Annotated in this window: 15 protein-coding genes; 6 read left to right on the plus strand and 9 right to left on the minus strand. The window is 71.2% G+C overall.

The window, feature by feature from the left end; all coding sequences use genetic code 11:
* Positions 1-4 precede the first annotated feature (4 nt).
* From GTY96_RS03745 to GTY96_RS03765, 5 genes are all read right to left on the minus strand, one after another.
* On the minus strand, positions 5-2,242 hold the full coding sequence (locus GTY96_RS03745; RefSeq protein WP_161663850.1) for a S9 family peptidase: 2,238 nt from the start codon (positions 2,240-2,242) through the stop codon (positions 5-7).
* Positions 2,243-2,276: 34 nt separating this feature from the next.
* The gene (locus GTY96_RS03750; RefSeq protein WP_161663851.1) at positions 2,277-3,668 is read right to left on the minus strand and encodes an aminotransferase-like domain-containing protein; all 1,392 of its coding nucleotides are present in this window, start codon (positions 3,666-3,668) and stop codon (positions 2,277-2,279) included.
* A 103-nt stretch (positions 3,669-3,771) separates the two neighbouring features.
* Positions 3,772-4,344: an imm11 family protein gene (locus tag GTY96_RS03755; protein ID WP_161663852.1), complete on the minus strand. Its 573-nt coding sequence runs from the start codon at positions 4,342-4,344 to the stop codon at positions 3,772-3,774.
* Between the two features lie 11 nt (positions 4,345-4,355).
* Complete coding sequence (locus GTY96_RS03760; RefSeq protein WP_161663853.1) at positions 4,356-5,687, minus strand: AHH domain-containing protein; 1,332 nt, start codon at positions 5,685-5,687, stop codon at positions 4,356-4,358.
* A 45-nt stretch (positions 5,688-5,732) separates the two neighbouring features.
* Positions 5,733-7,055, minus strand: coding sequence for a putative sensor domain DACNV-containing protein (locus tag GTY96_RS03765; protein WP_143898574.1), 1,323 nt, complete (start codon positions 7,053-7,055; stop codon positions 5,733-5,735).
* Between the two features lie 210 nt (positions 7,056-7,265).
* On the opposite strand from GTY96_RS03765, the gene GTY96_RS03770 reads away from it, so the two are divergent.
* Entirely contained in the window at positions 7,266-8,642 is a 1,377-nt protein-coding gene (locus GTY96_RS03770) for an amidohydrolase family protein (RefSeq protein ID WP_161663854.1), read from the plus strand.
* A gap of 5 nt (positions 8,643-8,647) precedes the next feature.
* Here GTY96_RS03770 and GTY96_RS03775 read toward each other — a convergent pair whose 3' ends face one another.
* Positions 8,648-8,950, minus strand: coding sequence for a hypothetical protein (locus tag GTY96_RS03775; RefSeq protein ID WP_143898577.1), 303 nt, complete (start codon positions 8,948-8,950; stop codon positions 8,648-8,650).
* Positions 8,951-9,152: 202 nt separating this feature from the next.
* Here GTY96_RS03775 and GTY96_RS03780 point away from each other — a divergent pair, with 202 nt between their 5' ends.
* Together GTY96_RS03780 and GTY96_RS03785 are read left to right on the plus strand one after the other, a co-directional pair.
* Positions 9,153-9,626, plus strand: a complete 474-nt coding sequence (locus tag GTY96_RS03780; protein WP_143898579.1) for a YqaA family protein — start codon at positions 9,153-9,155, stop codon at positions 9,624-9,626.
* A 185-nt stretch (positions 9,627-9,811) separates the two neighbouring features.
* Positions 9,812-11,527, plus strand: coding sequence for a lamin tail domain-containing protein (locus GTY96_RS03785; protein ID WP_201755871.1), 1,716 nt, complete (start codon positions 9,812-9,814; stop codon positions 11,525-11,527).
* Between the two features lie 196 nt (positions 11,528-11,723).
* On the opposite strand, the gene GTY96_RS03790 is transcribed toward GTY96_RS03785, so the two are convergent.
* Positions 11,724-13,451, minus strand: coding sequence for a S28 family serine protease (locus tag GTY96_RS03790; RefSeq protein ID WP_161663855.1), 1,728 nt, complete (start codon positions 13,449-13,451; stop codon positions 11,724-11,726).
* A gap of 148 nt (positions 13,452-13,599) precedes the next feature.
* On the opposite strand from GTY96_RS03790, the gene GTY96_RS03795 reads away from it, so the two are divergent.
* Positions 13,600-15,762 (plus strand): dipeptidyl-peptidase 3 family protein, encoded by a 2,163-nt coding sequence (locus tag GTY96_RS03795; protein ID WP_161663856.1) that lies wholly within the window; start codon positions 13,600-13,602, stop codon positions 15,760-15,762.
* Positions 15,763-15,768: 6 nt separating this feature from the next.
* On the opposite strand, the gene GTY96_RS03800 is transcribed toward GTY96_RS03795, so the two are convergent.
* Entirely contained in the window at positions 15,769-16,947 is a 1,179-nt protein-coding gene (locus GTY96_RS03800) for an AI-2E family transporter (RefSeq protein WP_161663857.1), read from the minus strand.
* A 139-nt stretch (positions 16,948-17,086) separates the two neighbouring features.
* Between GTY96_RS03800 and GTY96_RS03805 the strand changes: the two genes are divergently transcribed.
* A complete protein-coding gene (locus GTY96_RS03805) occupies positions 17,087-17,503 on the plus strand; it encodes a DoxX family protein (protein ID WP_161663858.1) in 417 nt (138 codons plus the stop codon).
* A 6-nt stretch (positions 17,504-17,509) separates the two neighbouring features.
* On the opposite strand, the gene GTY96_RS03810 is transcribed toward GTY96_RS03805, so the two are convergent.
* Complete coding sequence (locus tag GTY96_RS03810; protein WP_161663859.1) at positions 17,510-18,793, minus strand: threonine/serine exporter family protein; 1,284 nt, start codon at positions 18,791-18,793, stop codon at positions 17,510-17,512.
* 209 nt (positions 18,794-19,002) lie between these two features.
* On the opposite strand from GTY96_RS03810, the gene GTY96_RS03815 reads away from it, so the two are divergent.
* Positions 19,003-19,815, plus strand: coding sequence for a pseudouridine synthase (locus GTY96_RS03815; protein WP_161663860.1), 813 nt, complete (start codon positions 19,003-19,005; stop codon positions 19,813-19,815).
* Positions 19,816-19,827 lie beyond the last annotated feature (12 nt).

The raw sequence follows: 19,827 nt of genomic DNA on the forward strand, positions 1-19,827 counted from the left end.
CTCGTCAGCGGGGCTCGCCCAGCTCCCGCAGGAAGAACCGGCGCACGTCGTCCAGGAAGTACCGGCTGGCGGGCGGGCGGGGGCTGTGTGCCTCTCCGGGCAGGATGAGCAGGTCGAAGTGCTTGTTCGCGCGCACCAGCGCCTGGGCCATCCGCATGGTCGTGGACAGGGAGGCGTTCACGTCGCTCGTCCCGTGCATCAGCTTGAGCGCTCCCTGGAGCTTGTCCGCCAGCGCCTCGTTGGACCCCGCCGCGTAGCCCCGCGGGTTCTCCGTGAGCAGGCCCATGTTCGGCTCGTTGATGATGGCTTCCTCCGTCAGCGCCCCAGGCGCTCCCGCATAGCCGGCCTTGAAGAACTCCGGCGCGGTCAGCATCCCCCTCAGCGCGAAGTAGCCGCCCCAGGAGCTCCCCTGGATGCCCACGCGCTCCAGGTCCATGTACGGCCGGCTCGCGCCCGCCTGCTTGAGCGCCGCGACGTGGTCCGGAATCTCCGTCTGCCCCACGCGGCCGTAGTTCACGTCCTGGAACGCCTTGCTCCGTCCCGGAGTGCCCCGCGCGTCCAGCACCATGACGATGAACCCCAGCTGCGCGAGCGAGTGCGCGACGAGCGACTCCGTCGTGCCCACGTAGGACCAGGGCACCACCGTGGTGAACGGTCCCGCGTAGATGACATCGATGACGGGGTAGCGCTTCTTCGGATCGAGGTCCCAGGGCTTGTACAGCACGCCGTAGAGGGGCGTGGTGCCGTCCGCCGCCTGGACCGTGAGGGGCTCCGGCGGCGTGTAGTGCAGCTCCGCCAGGGCGCGGGTGTCCGCCTTCGCGTAGCGGAAGGTCTGCCGCCCGTCCGCGGACACCACGTCCCAGACCCTCGGCTGCTCGCGCGAGGAGTGCCCATCCACGAAGTACCGCGTGGATGGTGACAGCACGGGCCGGTGCATCCCGGGCCCGGCGGACACCTGCTTCAGGGCGCCGCCCTCCAGCGAGGCCCGGTACACGTGGCGTTCATACGGGGCCCCGGGCTCCGCGGACGCGAGCACGAAGAAGACGTCCGCCTTCGGCGAGACGCCGGCCACCGCGTGGACCGGAAACGCGCCCCGGGTGAGCTGGCGCACGAGCTTGCCTGAATAGTCATAAAGATAGACGTGCCGCCAGCCGTCGCGCTCGGACATCCAGAGGAAGTGCCGGTTGTCGGGCAGCGGCGTCACCTGCCGGGACCACCCCTCCACCGCGAAGTCCAGCGCCCCCACGAAGGTCTCCTGGCGCTCCTCGCGCAGCACGCGGCGGTGCTTGCCCGTCGCCGGGTCCACCGCCACCAGGTCCAGCCGCTTGCCATCCCGGGAGAGCTGGAGCACCAGCGCCTCGCTGCCATCCGGACGCCAGCCCGCGAGCCAGTCGTAGCGCTCCGTCGCGTCACCGGGCGCGGCCGTCACCTGTCCCGTCGCCACCGTGACGAAGTTCAGCTCCGAGCGCATCAGCGGCGTCCCCGTCTTGGAGTAGGGCGCCCATGTCACCTGCTCCAGCGCGGTGCCGTAGTCGACCAGCGGAATCCGGTGCACGCCCCGCGTGTCCTCGCGCCAGACGGCGAGGAAGCGGCCTTGGGGAGACCACGCCGACGCGGGCAGCTTCCAGGTGGAGTCCTCCTCGCCGGTGCGCTCCATCCGGGTCACGCCCTGGGCGTCGACCACCTTGACGCCCGTGTCCCCTTGCACCGCGATCGCCCCGCCCTCCGGAGCGAGGAGGTTGTCGGGCCGGAGCGACAGCGCGACCGGATCCGTGGCGGGCCGCTCCACGACGCGGCGGTCCGTCAGCCCCAGCGTGAACGCCCGGCCCTGGACGGAGAAGACGATCCCCTTCGCATCCGGCGTGAGCGTGAAGGGCATGGCGCCGGACACCGCGACCGGCTTGCCGAACAGCTGCGTGAGCTGGGACCTCAGGGACTCCGCGTCCAGCAGGGGCTGCTGGGTGCGCCGCCGCGCATCCACCAGGACCCAGGTCTCGCGATAGGGCTCGACCATGGACCAGTACACGAACCGTTCGCCCTCGGGCAGCCAGCGGGGTGGAGTGAGGGTGTCTCGGATGCGCGTCGGCCAACGGAAGGAGGCGTCCGAGAAGTCGAGGCGTTGCTGGAGCGGGTCCCCGGCTTCCGCTCCCGTCGCCATCCAGGGAACGGTCAGCCCCATGAGGAGCAGCGCCATGCGTGCTCGCGACAGGCGTCCACCACGGCGGGACAGAAGAGACGTCATGGGCACATCCAGGATGGAGGTGAGGGGTGATGCGTCAGACCAGTCGCCGCGGCGTCGGTGACGTGGCGCCAAGCAGTCCGGCCAGCGTCTTCAGCCCGCGCTCCAGCTCCGCGCGCGAGCTGGCCGCGCCGAGCGACACCCGGAGCGCATTGGGGGCCTGGCCCGGCCGGGCCGCGAACAGGTGCGAGGGGCCGATCAGCACGTCGTGCGCGGCGGCCTGTTCCACCAGCTCCGTGGCGCGGCGATGCCCGGGCAGGGGCATCCACAGGAAGTAGGCGCGGTCGTGCGCGACGTACGGGTGCCCCTTCAACACGCGGGCCGCCAGGGCCTGCCGCGCCGTGGCCTCGACCCGCCGCGCGTCGCGCAGGGACTCGGCGGTGCCATCCGTCACCCACTGCGTGGCGATCTCCGTCAGCAGCGCAGAGCCCGACCAGACCGTCGCCGCGGCCGCGTGCTCCAGCGCCTTCCGGGACGCGACGGGCGCCCGGATGTAGCCGACGCGCAGCGCGGGCAGCACGGCCTTCGACAGGCTTCCCAGGTGGTACGTCCTCTCGGGGGCCAGGGCCGCGAGCGGCGGCGGGGCCTTGTCGACGAGCGGCGCCAGCGCTCCGTTCTCGACGATCGTGACGTCGAACTCGCGGCAGACCTCCACCAGGGCCTGCCGTCGCTTCAACGGCATGATGGTCGTGGTGGGGTTGTGGTTCGTGGGGGTGCAGTAGAGCACCCGGGCCTCGCTCTTCCGGCAAGCCTCCGCGAGCGCCTCGGGAATGAGCCCCTCCGCGTCGAGCGCGACCGGATGGGTGGGCAGCCGCAGCCACTCCGCGGTGGCGAGGACCCCCGGATAGGTGATGTCCTCCACCAGCAATCCGCCCGGATTCGCGAGCAGGGACAGCACCATCAAGGTGGCGTGCTGGGCGCCGCCGCACACGGTGACTTCCTCGGTCGTGGCCGCGACCCCCGCGAGTGACAGCCAGCGGGCCCCCGCGCTCCGCTGGGCCTCGGTGCCCGCGTGCGCCTGGTAGCCACTGAGCCCGGTGAGGTCCGCGCGCTCCCCCAGCCGTCGGAGCGCGGCGGCGAGCGCGAGGTGCCCCAGGTCCCCGGGCACGAGGGGCGCGGCCGTGGGTCCCAGGTCGATGCGCAGCCGGTCGGGTTGGGGTGAGTAATGGTCTCCTTCCCGGAGGTTCTTCACGAACGTGCCGTTGCCCACCTGGCTCCAGATGAGGCCCCGCCGCTCCGCCTCCGCGTAGGCCCGCGTCACGGTCCCGAGCGAGGCCCCGGTCGTGCTCGCCAGCTCCCGGTGCGTGGGCAGCCGGTCCCCCGCGCGAAGCCGCCCCGAGCTGATGTCCGCGGAGAGCGCGTCGACGAGCGCCGCGTACAAGGGACCGCCGGACCGCTTCAGACGTGGCTTCCAGGTGGAGCGGGACATGCCCCAGATTGTATCATGACAATCTGGAGATTGTACCGGGACCTGAGGCGGAAGCTTGGGCCGGACGCAGGGCAGGGAGGCGATCGCGCGCGAGAGGGGGGGCCTACACTTCGGTGAAGTGCATGCCGGTGGCGCCCGTGCGCTCCAGGGCGGTCTTGATGTCGTCGGAGACGATGAGGGCGATGGACCAGCCCCAGGTCCGGAAGACCTTGGCGTCGCCCACCTGCGACGGGTCGATGCGCATGCCGTAGACGGAACGGTACTGCCCGAGCTTTTCCGGCCGCCCGTCCTCGGGCTCCCAGTACCGGGCTTCCTCAGACGCATGAACATCAATGCAGCGGATCAATCGAGTGGCTACGAGCATGCTGAACTGTTCGGGCTGTCCCTGGATGTCCACCGAGAGCAGCTGGACGTCGTTGGGCGCAAGGGTCGCGAAAATGGTGGCCAGCTTGACGTGTAGGATGGGCGCCTGACCGATGCCGGCAGCCGAAAAGTCGAGGGGCCTCCCCGGCTCATCGATGGGTATCCGGAGGCGAGTTGGCACATGCACGGGTTTGCCGGCTCGGAACATCCAGGGGTCTTCGACCTCGACCCCTTGTTCATGGACGGGATCCCCCAGGTACCAGCGGCCTGGAGTCTCAACGTCCTCTGACAAGTCAAAGTAGCGCTTCGCCATGGTCCGTTCCGTCAGCGCCACTGGGTGAGCAGTCGGTTGATGACGGAGCCTTGAGTGGTTGCTTCGTTCGCCAGGGTCCGCAGTTCGATGGTCAGGGCCTTTCGGCATGCTTCCATGGTGCGGCAGCCAGCGGTGGCTTCGTTCAAACGGCGATAGACTCGTTCATGATACGCCCTGGGATGTGGGCCCCGGTGGCCGGGGATTTCGACGATGTTCTCCGGGTCCTTTAGCTCCATGCCCGCCTGCTTGAAGATGCGCCGGAAGAGCGGGGTCCAGGGTCCACCTTGTTTCGCGGACTTCTCATTCCGGATGGTGGCCAGGTGGTGGCGTTGGGCGCCACCGGGGCGCGATGACATCGCGACCGCGTTGGGCGCGAGCGCGACGGTGAAGCCCTCCGCGGTCATCGCCACGGAGCGTACGCTACCCATGGCTGCATATTGGAATCCCGCTTGGGTCTCCACCGCCAACGCGGCCTGCGCGGAGCCCGGCAGTGTCGGCGCCTTCATCGCGAGCCCTACCGTATTGCCCAGGGCCGCGGTTGCCAGCATCACGAAGATCCGCGCGGCGTTCCGTCCCAGCACCTCGCCGTATGCCTCACCCGCGTCATGGACCTGCATGAACGTGGTGGCCTGATCCACGTGGCGGACCAGCGCCACCCAGCCATCCAGCAGCGTCCAGACGGTGTCCACACCCAGGTACGCAATTGCCGTGGCGGTGAGGAGGGCGGCGAGCCCCTTGGACACTGGCTCTGGGAGTGCCCAGAGCAACAGGTACATCGTCACGGTGGACGTCACCGTGGCCATGAGGGCCTGGGAGTTCGTGATGCCTTCCAGGGCTTCGGCCGTCTCGTGCCAGACGGAGTCCATCGCGACGGCCATCGCCAGGGCGTACCGCCCGTCGCTTCCCAGCAACGGGCCTTCGTCCAACAGGCGCAGGCAATCACCGGCCTGCTCGCGCTTCTTCGCGCACCATTGTTTGTAGCCGCGCGTCAGGTCGTCCGATGCGTCAAGGAGGCGCAGTTCGCGGGATTCCGCCTCTCCGAGCGGGATGATTTGACGGGTCCGTTCCCGGAACCCGAACACGCCGCTGCGCTCCGGCAGGCCAAACAGCTCGCGTGCACCCCTCAATGGCTGGGCGAACGGCCGCACGTCCCGGGCGAGCGTCTTCACGGCGGCCGCGAACTCGTCTTCCTCCAGGCGCGTCGCGGAGAGTGACGCGCCTTCCCCTTCGTGAGGCGTGATGATGGCCCGTTCGCCGTCGTCGATCTCCAGACGCACGCCTCGGGTCGTCGCGCAGCCCGACACGAGCACTCCCAGCAGCAGCACCCACCCCAGCCGCTTCATGCCTGCCTCCCGGTCGCGCGCACGGTAGCAGGGCCGCCCGCACGCTCAGTCCTCCGTCAGCAGGAGGCTCCAGAGCAGCACCTTCTTCTTGCCAGGGGGCCGGTGCAGGCAGCGGAGCGGGCCGTCCTGGGACGCGACGAACACGATGGCGCCGGAGTGCTGGTTGGCGAAGACGGCCGCGGCGCGGTGGCGCGAGCCGTGCTGGCTGATGGGGTAGTGCGGCCCGGGCCTCCCCTGGAGCGTGCGCGCCTCGAACACCTGGGGCGGACCGCTGCGCGGGATGGCGATCTGATAGCCCGCGCACAGCACCTCCAGCTCCGGCCCCATCACCAGCGCGTTGTCCACCGCGGTGAACTGCCCGATGCTCTCCACCAACGCCTGGAAGTCACTCTCGGTCGCCTTGTCGTCGTGCTCCGCGGCGGCCTTCTTCAGCTCCGGATCCTCTTGCTCCTCCTGCGACGCGGCCTTGCCGGCCTCCGCTCGCCACGCGCCGTTGATGAGGTCCGCTCTCGCCTGGACGAACCGCTGCAGCCGCTCCCGTAGGAGCGAGCCTTGCTCCTGTGGCAGGACGTACTTGCCGCGCGTGCGGAAGCGCTCCACGTCATGCTGCTTGGGCAGGAACGCGATGAGCCCCCCGTGGTGCAGCGCCCCCATCTTCCGGATGAGCCCCTGCACCGCGTTGGACACGTACCACTCGCGGTTGCCGCCCATCAGCGGCTGCACCCTGGGCAGGGACTCCACCAGCGACGAGCACATCTCCATCAGCGCCGCGCGCACCGCGCTGTCCTCGTGGAACAGCAGGTCGTGCAGCGCCACGCGCCGGCCCGGCGGCACCGGCGCGCCCTGCTCGTAGCGGAACACCTCGCGCCCCTGCGTGCTCACCACCAGGTGTCCCGGCTCCGGCGCGTAGAGGATGAAGACGTCCTCCTCGCCCTCGGCGTGGAACTCCGTGTACTCCACCCGGCGCGCCAGCCCCTGGATGCGCAGCTTGCCGTCGCGCGGGCCCACCACCACCGCCGTGCGCGGCAGGTACGCCGCGGGCGCGATCTTCACCAGCGCCTCCACGCTGAAGTCGGTGATGCTCGACTTGGGCTCCAGGGGCAGCGTCTCCCACGCCTGCCGCTTGCCCTTCGCGCCGCCAATGAAGACCGTCTCCCGCACCGCCTGGAGGCCCTGCAAGCCCTGCGCGTGGTAGGCGATGCGCACGCGCGTGGCCTCGCCTTCCTCCCGGCCCAGGCTCGCGAAGAACACCGTGTCCGCCAGGACGACCAGCAGGCGCAGCGTCGGTTCGGCCACGGGTGTCTTGGCGAACTGACGCAGCCAGCTGCGCAGGGCTTCTCCGGGATATTGCAGGCCGGGTTCATCCATCGGGCGCGCAGCATAATCACGGCGCCGTGCTTCTCGGAGGAAGTCATGAAATCGCCGCGATGCGCCGTCCTCTCCTCCTCGGGGCCGGCGCGAGCACCCGGCCTGTAGCACCGCCGCGTCCTGGACGCCTCGCACGTCAGCCCCGGCAGGGAAGGGTTGTCGCGAGCGCGGGCCGCTCCTAGGGTTCTTGGGCATCCTTTCGGAGACTTCATGCGCTCGCGCTTCCTGCCCGCCGCCCTGCTCGCCCTCGCGCTGATGCCGTCCGCCCACGCGGCGCCCCCCGCTCCCCGCACGCAGGTCTTCCGGGGCGGGACGGTGCTGGACGGCTCCGGGGGCACGCCGCTGGAGGAGGCTGCGGTGGTGGTGCGCGACGGGCGCATCGTCTCCGTGGGGCTCGCCATCCACATCCCCGTCCCCAAGGGCGCGGAGGTCATCGACTTCAAGGGCAGGACGCTCCTGCCCGGCCTCATCTCCGACCACAGCCACGTGGGACAGAGCGTGGGCACGTCCGTGGGCCCGGAGCACTACACGCGCGAGAACATCGAGCGGCAGCTGCGCCTGTACGCGGCCTACGGCGTCACCACCGTCACGGCGCTGGGCATGAACCGGCCGCTGTTCAACGAGCTCCGCAAGGAGGCGCACGCGGACTCCTTCAGCGGCGCGGACCTGTTCGGCGCGGGGCAGGGCATCGGCGTGCCGGAGGGCGGCCCGCCCCAGGCGATGACGCGCAGCGCGCCGGATCAGCTCTTCCGCCCCGCCACCGTGGAGGAGGCCCGCGCGGCGGTGCGCACCCTGGCGAAGAACCGCGTGGACCTGGTGAAGATCTGGGTGGACGGCTTCCTGGGCAAGCTCCCGAAGATGCCGCCGGACATCTACAAGGCCGTCATCGACGAGTCCCACAAGCAGGGCCTGCGCGTCGCCGCCCACATCCACGACCTGGAGGACGCCCGCGCCGTGGTGGACGCGGGCGTGGACATCCTCGCGCACGGCGTGCGCGACCAGCCCGTGGACGCGGCCTTCATCCAGGCGATGAAGAAGCGCGGCGTCTGGTACGTGCCCACGCTCGAACTGGACGAGGCCACCGTCGTCTACGCGGACCAGCCCCTGCTCGTGGGCGACCCCGTGCTGCGACCCGCGCTGACCCCCGACCTGCGCGCGCAGTTCCAGGACGACGCGTGGCGGACGAAGACGCTCCAGGACCCCAAGGCCGCGGAGGCGCGCCACGCCCTCTCCACCAACCAGGCCAACCTGAAGGCGCTGTACGACGCGGGCGTGAAGGTGGGCTTTGGCACCGACTCCGGCGCCACGCCGCTGCGCATCCCCGGCTACGCGGAGCACCGGGAGCTGAAGCTGCTGGTCGGCGCGGGCCTCACGCCGGTGCAGGCGCTGGCCCTGGCCACCGGGAGCGCGGCGGACCTGCTGAAGCTCAAGGACCGGGGCCGCATCAAGCCGGGCCTCCGGGCGGACTTCTTCATCGTGGAAGGCGACCCCGCGGCCAGCATCGTCGCCGTGGACCGCATCACCGGCGTCTGGCGCCAGGGCCGCCAGGTGGCGGGGCCCCTGAGCGCGGCGGCCTCCGCGCCCTGACCCGGCTACTCCTCGATGGGCGGCTGGAGCGTGCCGAACCGCTCCACGCCCCGGTCCAGCGCCGAGCGCACCGCGTGGAGCACGGCGCCATCCGACATCCGCCGCACCAGGACGACGCCGGTCGCCACGAAGGACGGCGCGCCCCCCAGCCGCGCCTCCAGCGCCTCCAGGGTGTGCACGGTGAGCACGAAGCGGCGCCCGTCGCGCAGCCGCACCGCCACGTCCCTGGCGCCATCCGAGGGCGGCGCCGGGTCGTCGGCGATGAGCAGGGACGCGATTCGTTCGTCCTCGGTGTCGATGGACCGCATGCCTGTCCGCTCCCGGGTGGGTCGTCGCATGGCGGGGACGATGGGGACCCCTACCCACGCCTACAAGCCCCCTGGAGGTCGCGGCCCCTGAGTCCCCCGGCGCCGGACACCCGCTGGCCCTGAAGGGCAGGGCGGCGGGCGCGGCCAGGACACGGCGGACAAGACGCGCGGCCGGTCCTGGGTGTATGGCCCCAGGCCTCCCATGACCGCCGAGCCGTCCACCCTGTCCACCTGGGGCCTCCCCGGGATGTTCTTCGTCGCGATGCTGGCGGGCTCCGTGGTGCCGGTGCCCTCCGAGGCGATGCTCGCCGCGCTCATCTACAACGGCTCGCCGCCGGTGACGGCCACCGTGGTGGCCACCGTGGGCAACGTGCTGGGCGCGGTGACGCTCTACATCCTGGGCCAGTGGGTATCCCGCGGAGGCGGCGGGGCCGTGGGCCGCTGGGTGGCGCGCAGGCGGGAGAAGGAAGGCCCCCGCATGGCGCGCGTGGAGGCGAACCTGCGCACCTGGGGCGCCCCCGCGCTGCTCATGTCGTGGCTGCCCATCCTGGGGGACGCGTTCGTGCTCGCCGGCGGCTTCGTCGGCGTGCGCCCCGTGCCGTTTGTCTTCTTCGTCACCCTGGGCAAGGGCCTGCGCTACGCCTTCGTCGCCCTGTCCACCACGGCCGCGATGTAACAATGCGTAACAGGACGGGCCGGCGCGCGGGCCGGGGACCGTCGTCACGCAACGTTTCGAGGAATGTGACGGATAAACGGCGGAGGCGTCGTGTACGCGGAATACTGCGTACGCGGCCCTGCCGTGACGTCCCTGAACCTCTATGGCTCCTGGGCTTCCCGGGAGCAGGATGAAACATCGTGAACCTGAAACAAGACCTCTTCCGGCGGCCCTCCGCCTCCCTGCGGGCGTGGTCCTTCACGCTGGCGTTCGCGGTGCTGGGCGCCTGCGGGGGGCCGGCGGAGCTGGACGACGGCGCGACGGCGCCCGAGCTCGTCGCTCGCGAGGATGGGCTGGCCAACGTGCGGCTGCGCCTGATGGCGGCGAACCTGAGCAGCGGCAACGGGCAGGACTATGACCCCGGGCACGGCATCCGCATCTTCCAGGGCACCAACCCGGACGTCGTGATGATCCAGGAGTTCAACTACAAGACGGACTCCGCGGCGGACATCCGCAGCTTCGTGGACACGGCCTTCGGCACGGGCTTCTCGTACTACCGTGAGGGGGGCGCGCAGATCCCCAACGGCATCATCAGCCGCTACCCCATCATCGCGTCCGGTGAGTGGGACGACACGCAGGTGTCCAACCGGGACTTCGCGTGGGCGCGCATCGACATCCCGGGGCCCAAGGACCTGTGGGCCATCAGCGTGCACCTGCTGACGACCAACGCCAGCGTCCGCAACACGGAGGCCACCAACCTGGTGAAGTTCATCAACGCCAACGTGCCGGCGGGGGACTACCTGGTCATTGGCGGTGACTTCAACACCAGCAGCCGCAGCGAGGCGGCGCTGAGCACCTTCTCCCAGGTGGTGAACACGGCGTCGCCGTACCCGGCGGACCGCAACGGCAACACCAACACCAACGCGGGCCGCAGCTCGCCGTACGACCACGTGCTGGTGGACAGCGACCTGCGCCCCTACCAGACGTCCGTCGTCATCGGCTCCAGCACCTTCGCCAGCGGGCTGGTGGTGGACACGCGCGTGTACTCGCCCATCTCGGAGATTTCGCCGGCGGTGGCGGGTGACAGCGGCGCGACCGGCATGCAGCACATGGGCGTCATCAAGGACTTCCTCATCCCGGGGGACGCCGTCTCCAGCTCCGTGACGGTGCTGTCGCCCAATGGCGGTGAGAGCTGGGTGGGCGGCTCGGCGCACACCATCACCTGGACGGCGTCCGGCATCTCCAACGTGAAGGTGGAGTACTCGCTGAACGGCTCCTCTTGGACGACGGTGACGTCCAGCACGAGCGCGTCCGCGGGCAGCGTGGCGTGGACGGTTCCTGGCAGCGCCAGCACCAACGCCTGGGTGCGGGTGAGCGACGCGAGCGATGCCTCCGTCAGTGACCTGAACAACGGGGCCTTCACCATCACCACGGGGGGCGGCTCGGGCGGTACGGGCACCCTGTTCATCAACGAGGTGCTGCTGAACGAGCCGGGCTCGGACGTGAGCGGCGAGTTCGTGGAGCTGGTCAACAGCGGCACCGCGGCGGTGGACGTGAGCGGCTGGACGGTGTCCGACAGCACGAACGTGCGGCACACCTTCGCCAGCGGCACCACGGTGGCCGCGGGCAAGGCGGTGGTGGTGTTCGGGGGCGCGTCCGGCATCCCGGCGGGCACGGTGGGCGCGGTGGCCGCGTCCACGGGGACGCTGGGCCTGTCCAACAGCGGGGACACCGTCACGGTGAAGAACAGCGCGGGCACCACGGTGGACTCGGTGGTGTTCGCGTCGTCGCTCGCGAGCACGGACGGCGTGTCCGCCAACCGCAGCCCGGACGTGAGCGCCACGGGCAGCTTCGTGCTGCACACGTCGCTGGCCAGCACGGGCAGCTCGCCCGGCAAGCGCGCCAACGGCACCGCGTTCTAGGCGGCGTCGCCGGGACGCGCTCCGCGTTCCGGCCGCCCGCGCCCGGCCCGGAAGTCCGCCTCTCGGGGCGGCCTTCCGGAAGCCCGGGGGCGGTCCTTCGCTGAACATCCTCCGCCCAGGCCGCGACGGCGCGGCAGGGCGGCTTCGATGCCCCGGGCCGCCCCGGCATCATCCCGGGACGGCCTTGGGGGGCGCGCTACGGCTGCGAGCCCTCGCGCAGCCGGGGCGGCAGGCGCGGCGCGAAGAGGGGCGGCTCGTCCTCGAGCGACACCTTGGGGGCGCGCTTGAGCGGGGCGACGCCCATCCAGCGGTTGAGGGTGGCCTTCGCCTCCGCCTGCTGCTGCGTGGGGAGCAGGCTGATGCGCGCGCCGTGATTCCCGCCCTGCACGGTGTAGTAGTAGGAGTCCTGCGCGCTCCCCAGCGAGTAGGCCGCCGCCGTCCAGGGATCCAGGCTGCCGTAGATGAACATCAGGCGGTTGCCCTGGGTGGACACCCAGTCCTGGATGTCCGGCATGGCCTGGGGACGGAAGACGAACGGGATGCCGGGCGGCGAGTACACGTCGCCGGTGTCCGTGCCCGGGAAGTGGATGAGCGCGCCCAGGTGCGCCTCGTAGGGCTGGGGCCAGCCCAGCTCCAGGGCGGACTGGTAGTAGTAGGCCGCGTAGGGCGCGATGCCCGAGTCCGCGAAGGAGCCCATGCCCACCTCGTAGTCCATCGCGTCGAACAGCTCCTGATCCGTGGCGGTGGCGTCGGGGATGTTCTGGGTGCAGCGCGAGGGGGCGTCGTACTGCCAGAAGGCGAAGTACGTCTCGATGGCGGCGTGCTCCAGCACCAGCTCCCGGCCCAGCTGCGTGTACGTCAGCCCCTCCGTGCGGGCGTAGTCGTCCACGAGGGCGAGCATCCGCTCCCGCCGCGAGAGCACCTCGCGCTGGAAGGCCCACAGCCGCTCGCGGCAGGCGGCCTGCGCGGCTCCGCCCACGGTGTCCTGGAAGGCCGGGAAGCGCTCGTCATCGCGGCGGGCGATGGGCGCCACGTACGCCACCGTGGCGTCCACGTCATCCGGGTAGAAGCGGCGGAAGAACACCACCGTCTCACCGCCCTTGCTGCCGCCGGTGGACACCCACTTGCCGGTGTAGATGGGCTTGAGCGCCTGGGTGATGCGGTGGAAGTCATCCGCGGACTGGCGGATGGTGAGGTGGCTCCAGTCCGCGGGGGTCGGGATGCTGGGCGGGAAGAAGCGGTGCTCCAGGGCGATCTGGTTGCCTGCCAGCAGCTGTGCGGGCTCCGAGCGGCCGGTCCCCACCGAGACATTGTAGCCACCCGTGTAGAGCACCATCGGCTTCGCGTCCGACGTGTGCATCAGCGTCACGCGCTGTTCGAAGCGCTGGCATTCCGGGTGCGCGTGGTCCGCGGGCTGGTTGTACTTCATGACGAAGAGGCGGTAGCCCGTGGGCACGTTCACGCCGTTGGGGTTCTCCTGCACGGCGAGGCCCGGGATGGCGCGAAGCCGGACCAGGATGTCGAGCGACCGGTTGGTGATGACGCCCAGGTCCGCCGGCTCATCCACCCAGCCGCTCGGGGTGCACGCCACACCACCGTCGGTGCCCGCGTCCGCCTCCGTTCCCGCGTCCGTCACCGTGCCCGCGTCGGTGCCGGCGTCCGCCTCCGTGCCCGCGTCCGTCTCCGCGCCCGCGTCGATGCCGCCGTCCAGCTCCGGGCCCGCGTCGGCGCCCGCGTCCGTCTCCGCGCCAGGGCCTGCGTCATGACCCGCGTCGATGCCGGCATCCGTGCCCGCGTCCACGGTGTGGGAGCCGCTGTCGGGGGTGGGGGTGGTCGGCTCATCGTCGCCACAGGCCACCGTGCCGAGCAGCGTCAACAGGGGAAGCAACAACACCAGCCGGGGCAAGCGAGAAACACGCACCATGATGTCTCCAAGAGAAGGGCGCCCATCCTAGGACAGGGGGACCCCCCAACGGGCACTCTGTCCAGCCGCGACGGGCTCGGCCGCGCGCCGCTTGAGTCCACCTCCCGCGCGCGGTAGCCACGACCCGTCACGTCTCCCTGGAGCCTTCATGAAGCCCCTGCTGCTGGCCGCCGTCCTCGCCGCCGCGCCCTCCACCCCACCCGATGCAGGACTCGCCCAGACCGCGCAGCCCACCCTCACGGTCCCTGGCGGAAGGTTCCTCCGGGCCCGCTCCGGAAACACCGCCGTCGCCCAGATGTTCGCGCCGGGCGTCGCGGAGCTGTCGCTCGCGGAGAAGCGCGTGGCGTGGTCCCTCACGCTCGCGGCGCACGCGGGGGAGGACATCGCGTATGACCAGCTGGGTTGGAAGCTGGTGCCGGCCAAGCAGCTGCTGGAGGGCGTCTGGCTGTTCGGCCGGGATGCGCAGAGCGCCGCGTCCGGCTTCGACGCGAAGCTGGCGGACTACCTGCTGCGCTTCTACGGGCACGGCGGCAACCACGACAGCACCACCGGCCAGAAGTTCGTCCCGGCCTTCACCGCCGAGCAGCTTGCCGCGGGCGCCTCCCGCGCCCTCGCGGCCGGCGCGCCCTGGACGGTGAAGGACGAGGCGGGGCTCCAGGCCTGGCTCCAGGAGCTGAAGCCCACCCTCTTCGACGCGGCCTTCGAGCCGCAGCTCACCTCCAAGGCCCCGCCGCCGGGCCAGGACCTGCTCACCGCCTCCTCCAACACCGCCTATGGCCCCGGCGTGACGGAGAAGGACCTGGTGGGCTTCCGGGAGAAGTACCCGCTCAACTCGCGCGTGGTGAAGCAGAACGGCAAGCTGGTGGAGCAGGTGTTCCGCGCGGGCACGCCGGACGGCAAGGTCAAGCCGGGCCTGTACGCGAAGGAGCTCTCGCGCGTCATCGCCCACCTCCAGGAGGCGATGAAGTCCGCGGAGCCCGCGCAGAAGGTCGCGCTGGGCAAGCTCGTGCGCTACTTCCAGACGGGCAGCCCGCAGGACTGGGACGCCTACAACATCGCGTGGCTCAAGGTGGACCCCAAGGTGGACGCCAACCTGGGCTTCATCGAGACGTACGTCGACCCCCGCGGCCACAAGGGGCAGTGGGAGGCGCTCGTCAACTACCGCGACGCGAAGGAGAACCAGATCATGGAGCTCATGGGCCGCAAGGCCCAGTACTTCGAGGACCGGCTGCCCTGGCCCGAGAAGTACCGCCGCAAGAAGGTCGCGCCGCCCGTCGCCAAGGCCATCAACCTCATCACGTCCAACCCGGAGCCGCCCGCGGGCATCAACCTGCCCAACGAGCAGCACATCCGGGAGAAGTACGGCAGCAAGAGCGTGATGATCACCAACGTCATGGACGCGGCCTCCGCCGTGACGCGGCTGCCCCTGGCGCTGGAGTTCTCCCGCACGGCCGAGGACCGCGAGCAGGCGCAGAAGTACTCCGTCACCGCGCGCAAGTGGCTGGTGGCCTTCCATGAGGTGCTGGGCCATGCCTCCGGGCAGGTGGACCCCAAGCTCAAGGGCCAGTCCCCGTCCGTCTTCCTCAAGGAGTACGACAACACGCTGGAGGAGGCGCGGGCGGACCTGGTGGCGCTGTGGCACGCCTTCGACCCGGCGCTCGCGGAGCTGTCGCCGGACCACGAGGCCATCGCGCGGCAGATGTACCGGGACTTCCTGGTGGAGGGGCTCACCAACCTGCGCCGCGTGGAGACGGGCAACGCCTTCGAGGAGGACCACCAGCGCGGCCACCAGATGACGGTGACGTTCCTGGAGGAGCAGGGCGCGGTGAAGCCGGTGGTGGAGAACGGCCGCACGTACCTGACGGTGCCGGACTTCGCGAAGATGCGCGAGGCGGTGGGCGCGCTGCTGTCCCGCCTGATGGTCATCAAGGCCACCGGTGACTACGAGGGCATCCGCGCGCTGGTCCAGGAGAAGGGCATCCACTTCGACCCGAAGCTGCGCGACGAGGTCGCCCGCCGCGTGAAGGCCGTGGATGTGCCCACCGTGCTGCTGCTCAACTCTCCGCGCGTGGTGCCGGTGCTGGACGCGAAGGGCGACATGGTGGACCTGAAGGAGGACACCACCCAGGCCTTCGTGGATCAGCACCTGGAGCGCAGCCTGCTGGGACGGCTGTCGCCCGCGGAGGCCCGCCGCGTCGCCGCGAAGGTGGCGGCCTCTCCGGAGGGGGTGCGCGACGCGTTCCGGGAGCTGGGCCCGGAAGCCGCTCCGGCGCCCGCGAAGGGGACCGCGCCGAGGAAGTCCGCGCCCTGACGGCGGTCAATGCTCGGGCGGCACGTCCACGTCGGCCAGGGGCGCTCCGGACTCCGAGGTGAGCACGGCGCGATGGCCGCCGGGCTCCACCGGCGGCCCGCCCGGCGTGGACGGGTCGCCCACCCGGCCGTTGGGCCGGCCGTAGTCGCGCTCGTAGATGCGGACCACGGAGAGGAAGAAGGCGACGATGAGCGGGCCCAGCAGCAGGCCCACGGCGCCGAACGCCGCCAGGCCGCCCAGCAAGGCGAAGAAGATGATGGCGCCGTGCAGGTTCATGCCCTTGCGGGCCAGCAACGGCTTCACGATGTTGTCCACGAGCCCCACCACGACGACGCCCCAGATGGCCAGGAAGAGCGCGGCCCAGGGGTGGCCGCTGAGGAACATCAGGCCCGCGGTGAACAGCACCACCACCGCGGCGCCCACGGCGGGGACGAGGGCGAAGAAGAACGTGAGGCCCGTGAAGAACACGGCCGCGGGCACGCCCACGATGAGGAAGCCGATGAGCGCCGCCGCGGCCTGGACCCCCGCGGTGGCCACGGTGGAGACGAGCACCGACACGGACGTGTTCTTGAACTCGCGCAGCAGCTCCTGCGTCTGTCCGCGCCGCAGCGGTGACACGCTCTCCAGCCATTGCACCAGCCGCGCGCCGTCGGTGAGGAAGAAGTAGAGGGCGATGAGCATCAGCGTCGTCTGGAGGATGAGCGTGCCCGTGGCCGCCACCGCTCCCGTCACGGCCTTGGCCGCCGTGCCGCCCTGGCTCGTGACCTGCTCCTGGAGCTTCTGGTCCAGCTGGGCCTGCTCCAGCGGCAGCCGTTGGAGCAGCTTGCTCACCGGGGCCTGGAGGCCGTCGGGGAGCTTGCCCACCAGCCCCTCCACGCCGCTCTCCTGCACGGTCTGCGTCACGAACCGGGCGCCCGCGGACACCTCGGCGACGACGAACGCGGTGAGGCCGCCCAGGGGCAGCAGCAGCGCCAGCAGGACGCCGGTGACGATGACGCCCGCGGACACGGAGCCGTGGCCGCGCACCCGCCGCTTGAGCCGGGTGTAGAGGCCATGGAAGGCGCCCGCCAGCACGGCCGCCAGGAAGAGCGCCTCCGCGAACGGCCGGATGACCAGGCACAGCAGGAGGATGGACAGCAGGATGAGGCCGACGAAGACGCGTCGCGCAACCTGATCGGAAGCCATGGCCCCGGCAAGTTAGGGAGCCGGACCGCTCACCGGGAGCCCGCCTGGTCGGAATGTCACAAGGGAGATTCCCTGAAGGTCGGCCGGCTGGCTGCTCACCGGACTTGGGAGCGGCTTGGGCGAGGGTAGAGTGCGCGCCATGCCGCCTCTCGACTCCGCCCGCTTCACCCTCTGGCTCCCCCAGCTGCTGTGCGCCACCTTCCTGGCCATCCTCTTCCTCCAGTCCGGTCTGGACAAGGTCGTGGACTGGAAGGGGAACCTGGGCTGGCTGACGGGCCACTTCTCCAAGTCGCCCCTGAAGGGCGTGGTGACGCCGATGCTGGGAGTCATCACGCTGATGGAGCTGGCGGCGGGGGCGCTGAGCGCCGCGGGCGCGGTGGCGCTGCTGGTGAATGGCAGCCCCTTCCTCGCCTACCTGGGCGCGGTGCTCTCCGCGCTGTCCCTGCTGGCGCTCTTCTTCGGCCAGCGCATGGCGAAGGAGTACGCGGGGGCGGCGGTGCTGGTGCCGTACTTCGGGGTGGCCATCGCGAGCGTGTATCTGCTGCGCCTGACGTAGCGGCGCTCAGAGCACCTTGCGCGGGGGCATGATGGCGTTGGCGGACAGCAGGCCCGCCGCCAGCGCCACCGCGACGAGCAGCATGGAGAAGGCCGTGTCCACGCCGGCCACCACGTCGCGCTCCAGCAGCGACGCGAGGCTGCGGAAGCCGACGCTGCCGGGGACGAGCAATATCAGCCCGGGGACGACGGTGGTGACGGACGGCCGGTTGCGAAGCCGCGCCAGCGCGTTGCTGCCAATGCCCAGCAGCAGCGCGCCCGCGAAGGCGCCCAGCTGCGGCCCCAGCAGCAACGTCCCCAGGCGGGCGCCCCCGAACGCGGCGGCGCCGGCCAGGGCAATCCATCCCCAGTCGCGCGGCCGGGCGCGGAAGAGCACCGCGATGGCGAAGCCCGCGACGATGAGCGCGGCGACGGCGAGCTCCGTCGAAATCACCGAGGGCAGGGGGCCCGCGGGAACCGGCGGCAGCACCGTGGCGACGCGGCTGCCCAGCGCCGCGCCAAAGCCCAGCTGGAGGAACACCAGCGCGGCGTGGGTGAGGCGCGACGTGCCGGAGATGAGGTTGCGCGTGGCCACCTCGTTGACGGCGATGGTGAGCGTGAGGCCGGGCAGCAGGACGATGAGGCCCGCGAGCGTGGCGACCTCCCCGTGCAGGGGGCCGAAGAAGTGGGCGGCGAGGCCCGCGAACGCGGCGGACAGCACGGCCGCCACGGGCTCCAGCACCCGCGCGGTGGTGGGCTGCTTGCGCGTCACCAGGTCCACCAGGCCAATGGCCAGGCTGCTGACGCCCGCGACGAGCATCTCCTTCCAACCCCCGCCGAACAGCAGGGCCGCGGAGCCGCCCGCCAGCATCCAGCAGAACAGCTGAAGGACGGGGCCGTAGCGCTGGGGCTGGGCGAGGATGGCCTCCACGCGGGTGGCGCCCTGCGACGGCGTGAGCCGCCCCTGGATGACGTCGTCCGCGAGCATGTCCAGGAGGATGAGGCGCTCCAGGTCCATGTCGCCGGGCTCCACGCGGATGAGGCTGGTGCGCAGGTCCTCGGGGGGGCCGAAGGAGGCGAAGATGGAGGTGGGCGTGGAGAAGAAGCGGGCCTCCAGGCCCAGCCGCTCGCTCACCCGCTGCATCAGCCCTTCCAGGCGGTGGGCGGGCGTGCCGTGGCGGTGCAGGGCATGGCCCAGGCGCAGCACGAAGGCCACCGCGGGGCCAGGAGGCGGCGGCGCGAGCGCGGCGAGGAGTTCAGGCGGGGCTTCGGCGGATTCGGAGGGACGCGTGGACACGGCGGGCGCGCACATGCGCAGAGCCGCCCGGACGAGTCAAACAGCGCGAGGTCGCCCCGCAAGGCCCCCTGCTTGCTCCCATGCGGCCGGTGTCTCGGGAGTCCGTGTCGTCACGCAGCTGAAACAGCAACGACCTCCAGCGGTTCCGGGAACGAGTGCTCGCGGTCCCGGGAATCCTTGCCGTCACGCATCTGATACAGCGGCCGGGAACGCAGGGAGGATGCATGGCGCGCAAGCAGAAGACGCCGCGATGGCTGGAGGCCGCGAGGCGCAAGGGCCCGGAGGCCCCGGTGGGCCCGCGCGCGGACTGGCTGGCGCGCGCGCTGGGCCGGGCCGGGGTGTTGCCGCGCGCCGGAGCGGAGCAGGCGATCCGCGATGGCCGGGTGGAGGTGGACGGCCGGGTGGAGAAGGAGCCCTTCGCGCCCGTGGGGGCGGGGACGCGGGTGCGCGTGGACGGCGTGGAGCACGCGCTGACGCGGCGGGTGTGGGTGCTGATGTTCCACAAGCCCGCGGGGCCGGTGGTGCACGGCTCGGACCCCGAGGGCGTGGGCACCGTCTTCGAGCGGCTGCGCGCGGTGCTGCCTCCGGAGCTTCAAGGGTTCGAGTGGTACGCGGTGGGCCGGTTGGACCGGGACACCACGGGGCTGCTGCTCTTCACCAACGACGAACGCCTGGTGCGGCATGCGACGGAGCCCCGGACGCACCTGCCCAAGCGGTACGTGGCGCGCGTGGAGGGGCTGCCTTCGGAGGCGGCGCTGGCGCGGCTGCGGGAAGGGGTGCTGCTGGAGGACGGCCCCACGCGTCCGGCGGAGGCGGTGCTCCGGTCGCCCGGCGTGGTGGTGCTCACGCTCACGGAGGGACGGCACCATCAGGTGAAGCGGATGCTCGCGGCGGTGGGGCACCCGGTGCTCGCGCTGCACCGGGAGGGGGTGGGGCGGGTGGCGCTGGATGTGGCGGAGGGGGCCTTCCGGAGGCTCACGGACGCGGAGGTGACGCAGGGGCTGGGGTTCCCGTCGGGCGAGGACCTGCCGGAGTAGGACGACAGGAGG

The sequence above is a fragment of the Corallococcus silvisoli genome (genome assembly GCF_009909145.1).
Classification (GTDB): Bacteria; Myxococcota; Myxococcia; order Myxococcales; family Myxococcaceae; genus Corallococcus; species Corallococcus silvisoli.

Bases quoted from the DNA above. Each gene is read 5' to 3' on its own strand.
- GTY96_RS03745 (WP_161663850.1), bottom strand. From the start codon at position 2,242: ATGACGTCTCTTCTGTCCCGCCGTGGTGGACGCCTGTCGCGAGCACGC.
- GTY96_RS03750 (WP_161663851.1), bottom strand. From the start codon at position 3,668: ATGTCCCGCTCCACCTGGAAGCCACGTCTGAAGCGGTCCGGCGGTCCC.
- GTY96_RS03755 (WP_161663852.1), bottom strand. From the start codon at position 4,344: ATGGCGAAGCGCTACTTTGACTTGTCAGAGGACGTTGAGACTCCAGGC.
- GTY96_RS03760 (WP_161663853.1), bottom strand. From the start codon at position 5,687: ATGAAGCGGCTGGGGTGGGTGCTGCTGCTGGGAGTGCTCGTGTCGGGC.
- GTY96_RS03765 (WP_143898574.1), bottom strand. From the start codon at position 7,055: ATGGATGAACCCGGCCTGCAATATCCCGGAGAAGCCCTGCGCAGCTGG.
- GTY96_RS03770 (WP_161663854.1), top strand. From the start codon at position 7,266: ATGCGCTCGCGCTTCCTGCCCGCCGCCCTGCTCGCCCTCGCGCTGATG.
- GTY96_RS03775 (WP_143898577.1), bottom strand. From the start codon at position 8,950: ATGCGGTCCATCGACACCGAGGACGAACGAATCGCGTCCCTGCTCATC.
- GTY96_RS03780 (WP_143898579.1), top strand. From the start codon at position 9,153: ATGACCGCCGAGCCGTCCACCCTGTCCACCTGGGGCCTCCCCGGGATG.
- GTY96_RS03790 (WP_161663855.1), bottom strand. From the start codon at position 13,451: ATGGTGCGTGTTTCTCGCTTGCCCCGGCTGGTGTTGTTGCTTCCCCTG.
- GTY96_RS03795 (WP_161663856.1), top strand. From the start codon at position 13,600: ATGAAGCCCCTGCTGCTGGCCGCCGTCCTCGCCGCCGCGCCCTCCACC.
- GTY96_RS03800 (WP_161663857.1), bottom strand. From the start codon at position 16,947: ATGGCTTCCGATCAGGTTGCGCGACGCGTCTTCGTCGGCCTCATCCTG.
- GTY96_RS03805 (WP_161663858.1), top strand. From the start codon at position 17,087: ATGCCGCCTCTCGACTCCGCCCGCTTCACCCTCTGGCTCCCCCAGCTG.
- GTY96_RS03810 (WP_161663859.1), bottom strand. From the start codon at position 18,793: ATGTGCGCGCCCGCCGTGTCCACGCGTCCCTCCGAATCCGCCGAAGCC.
- GTY96_RS03815 (WP_161663860.1), top strand. From the start codon at position 19,003: ATGGCGCGCAAGCAGAAGACGCCGCGATGGCTGGAGGCCGCGAGGCGC.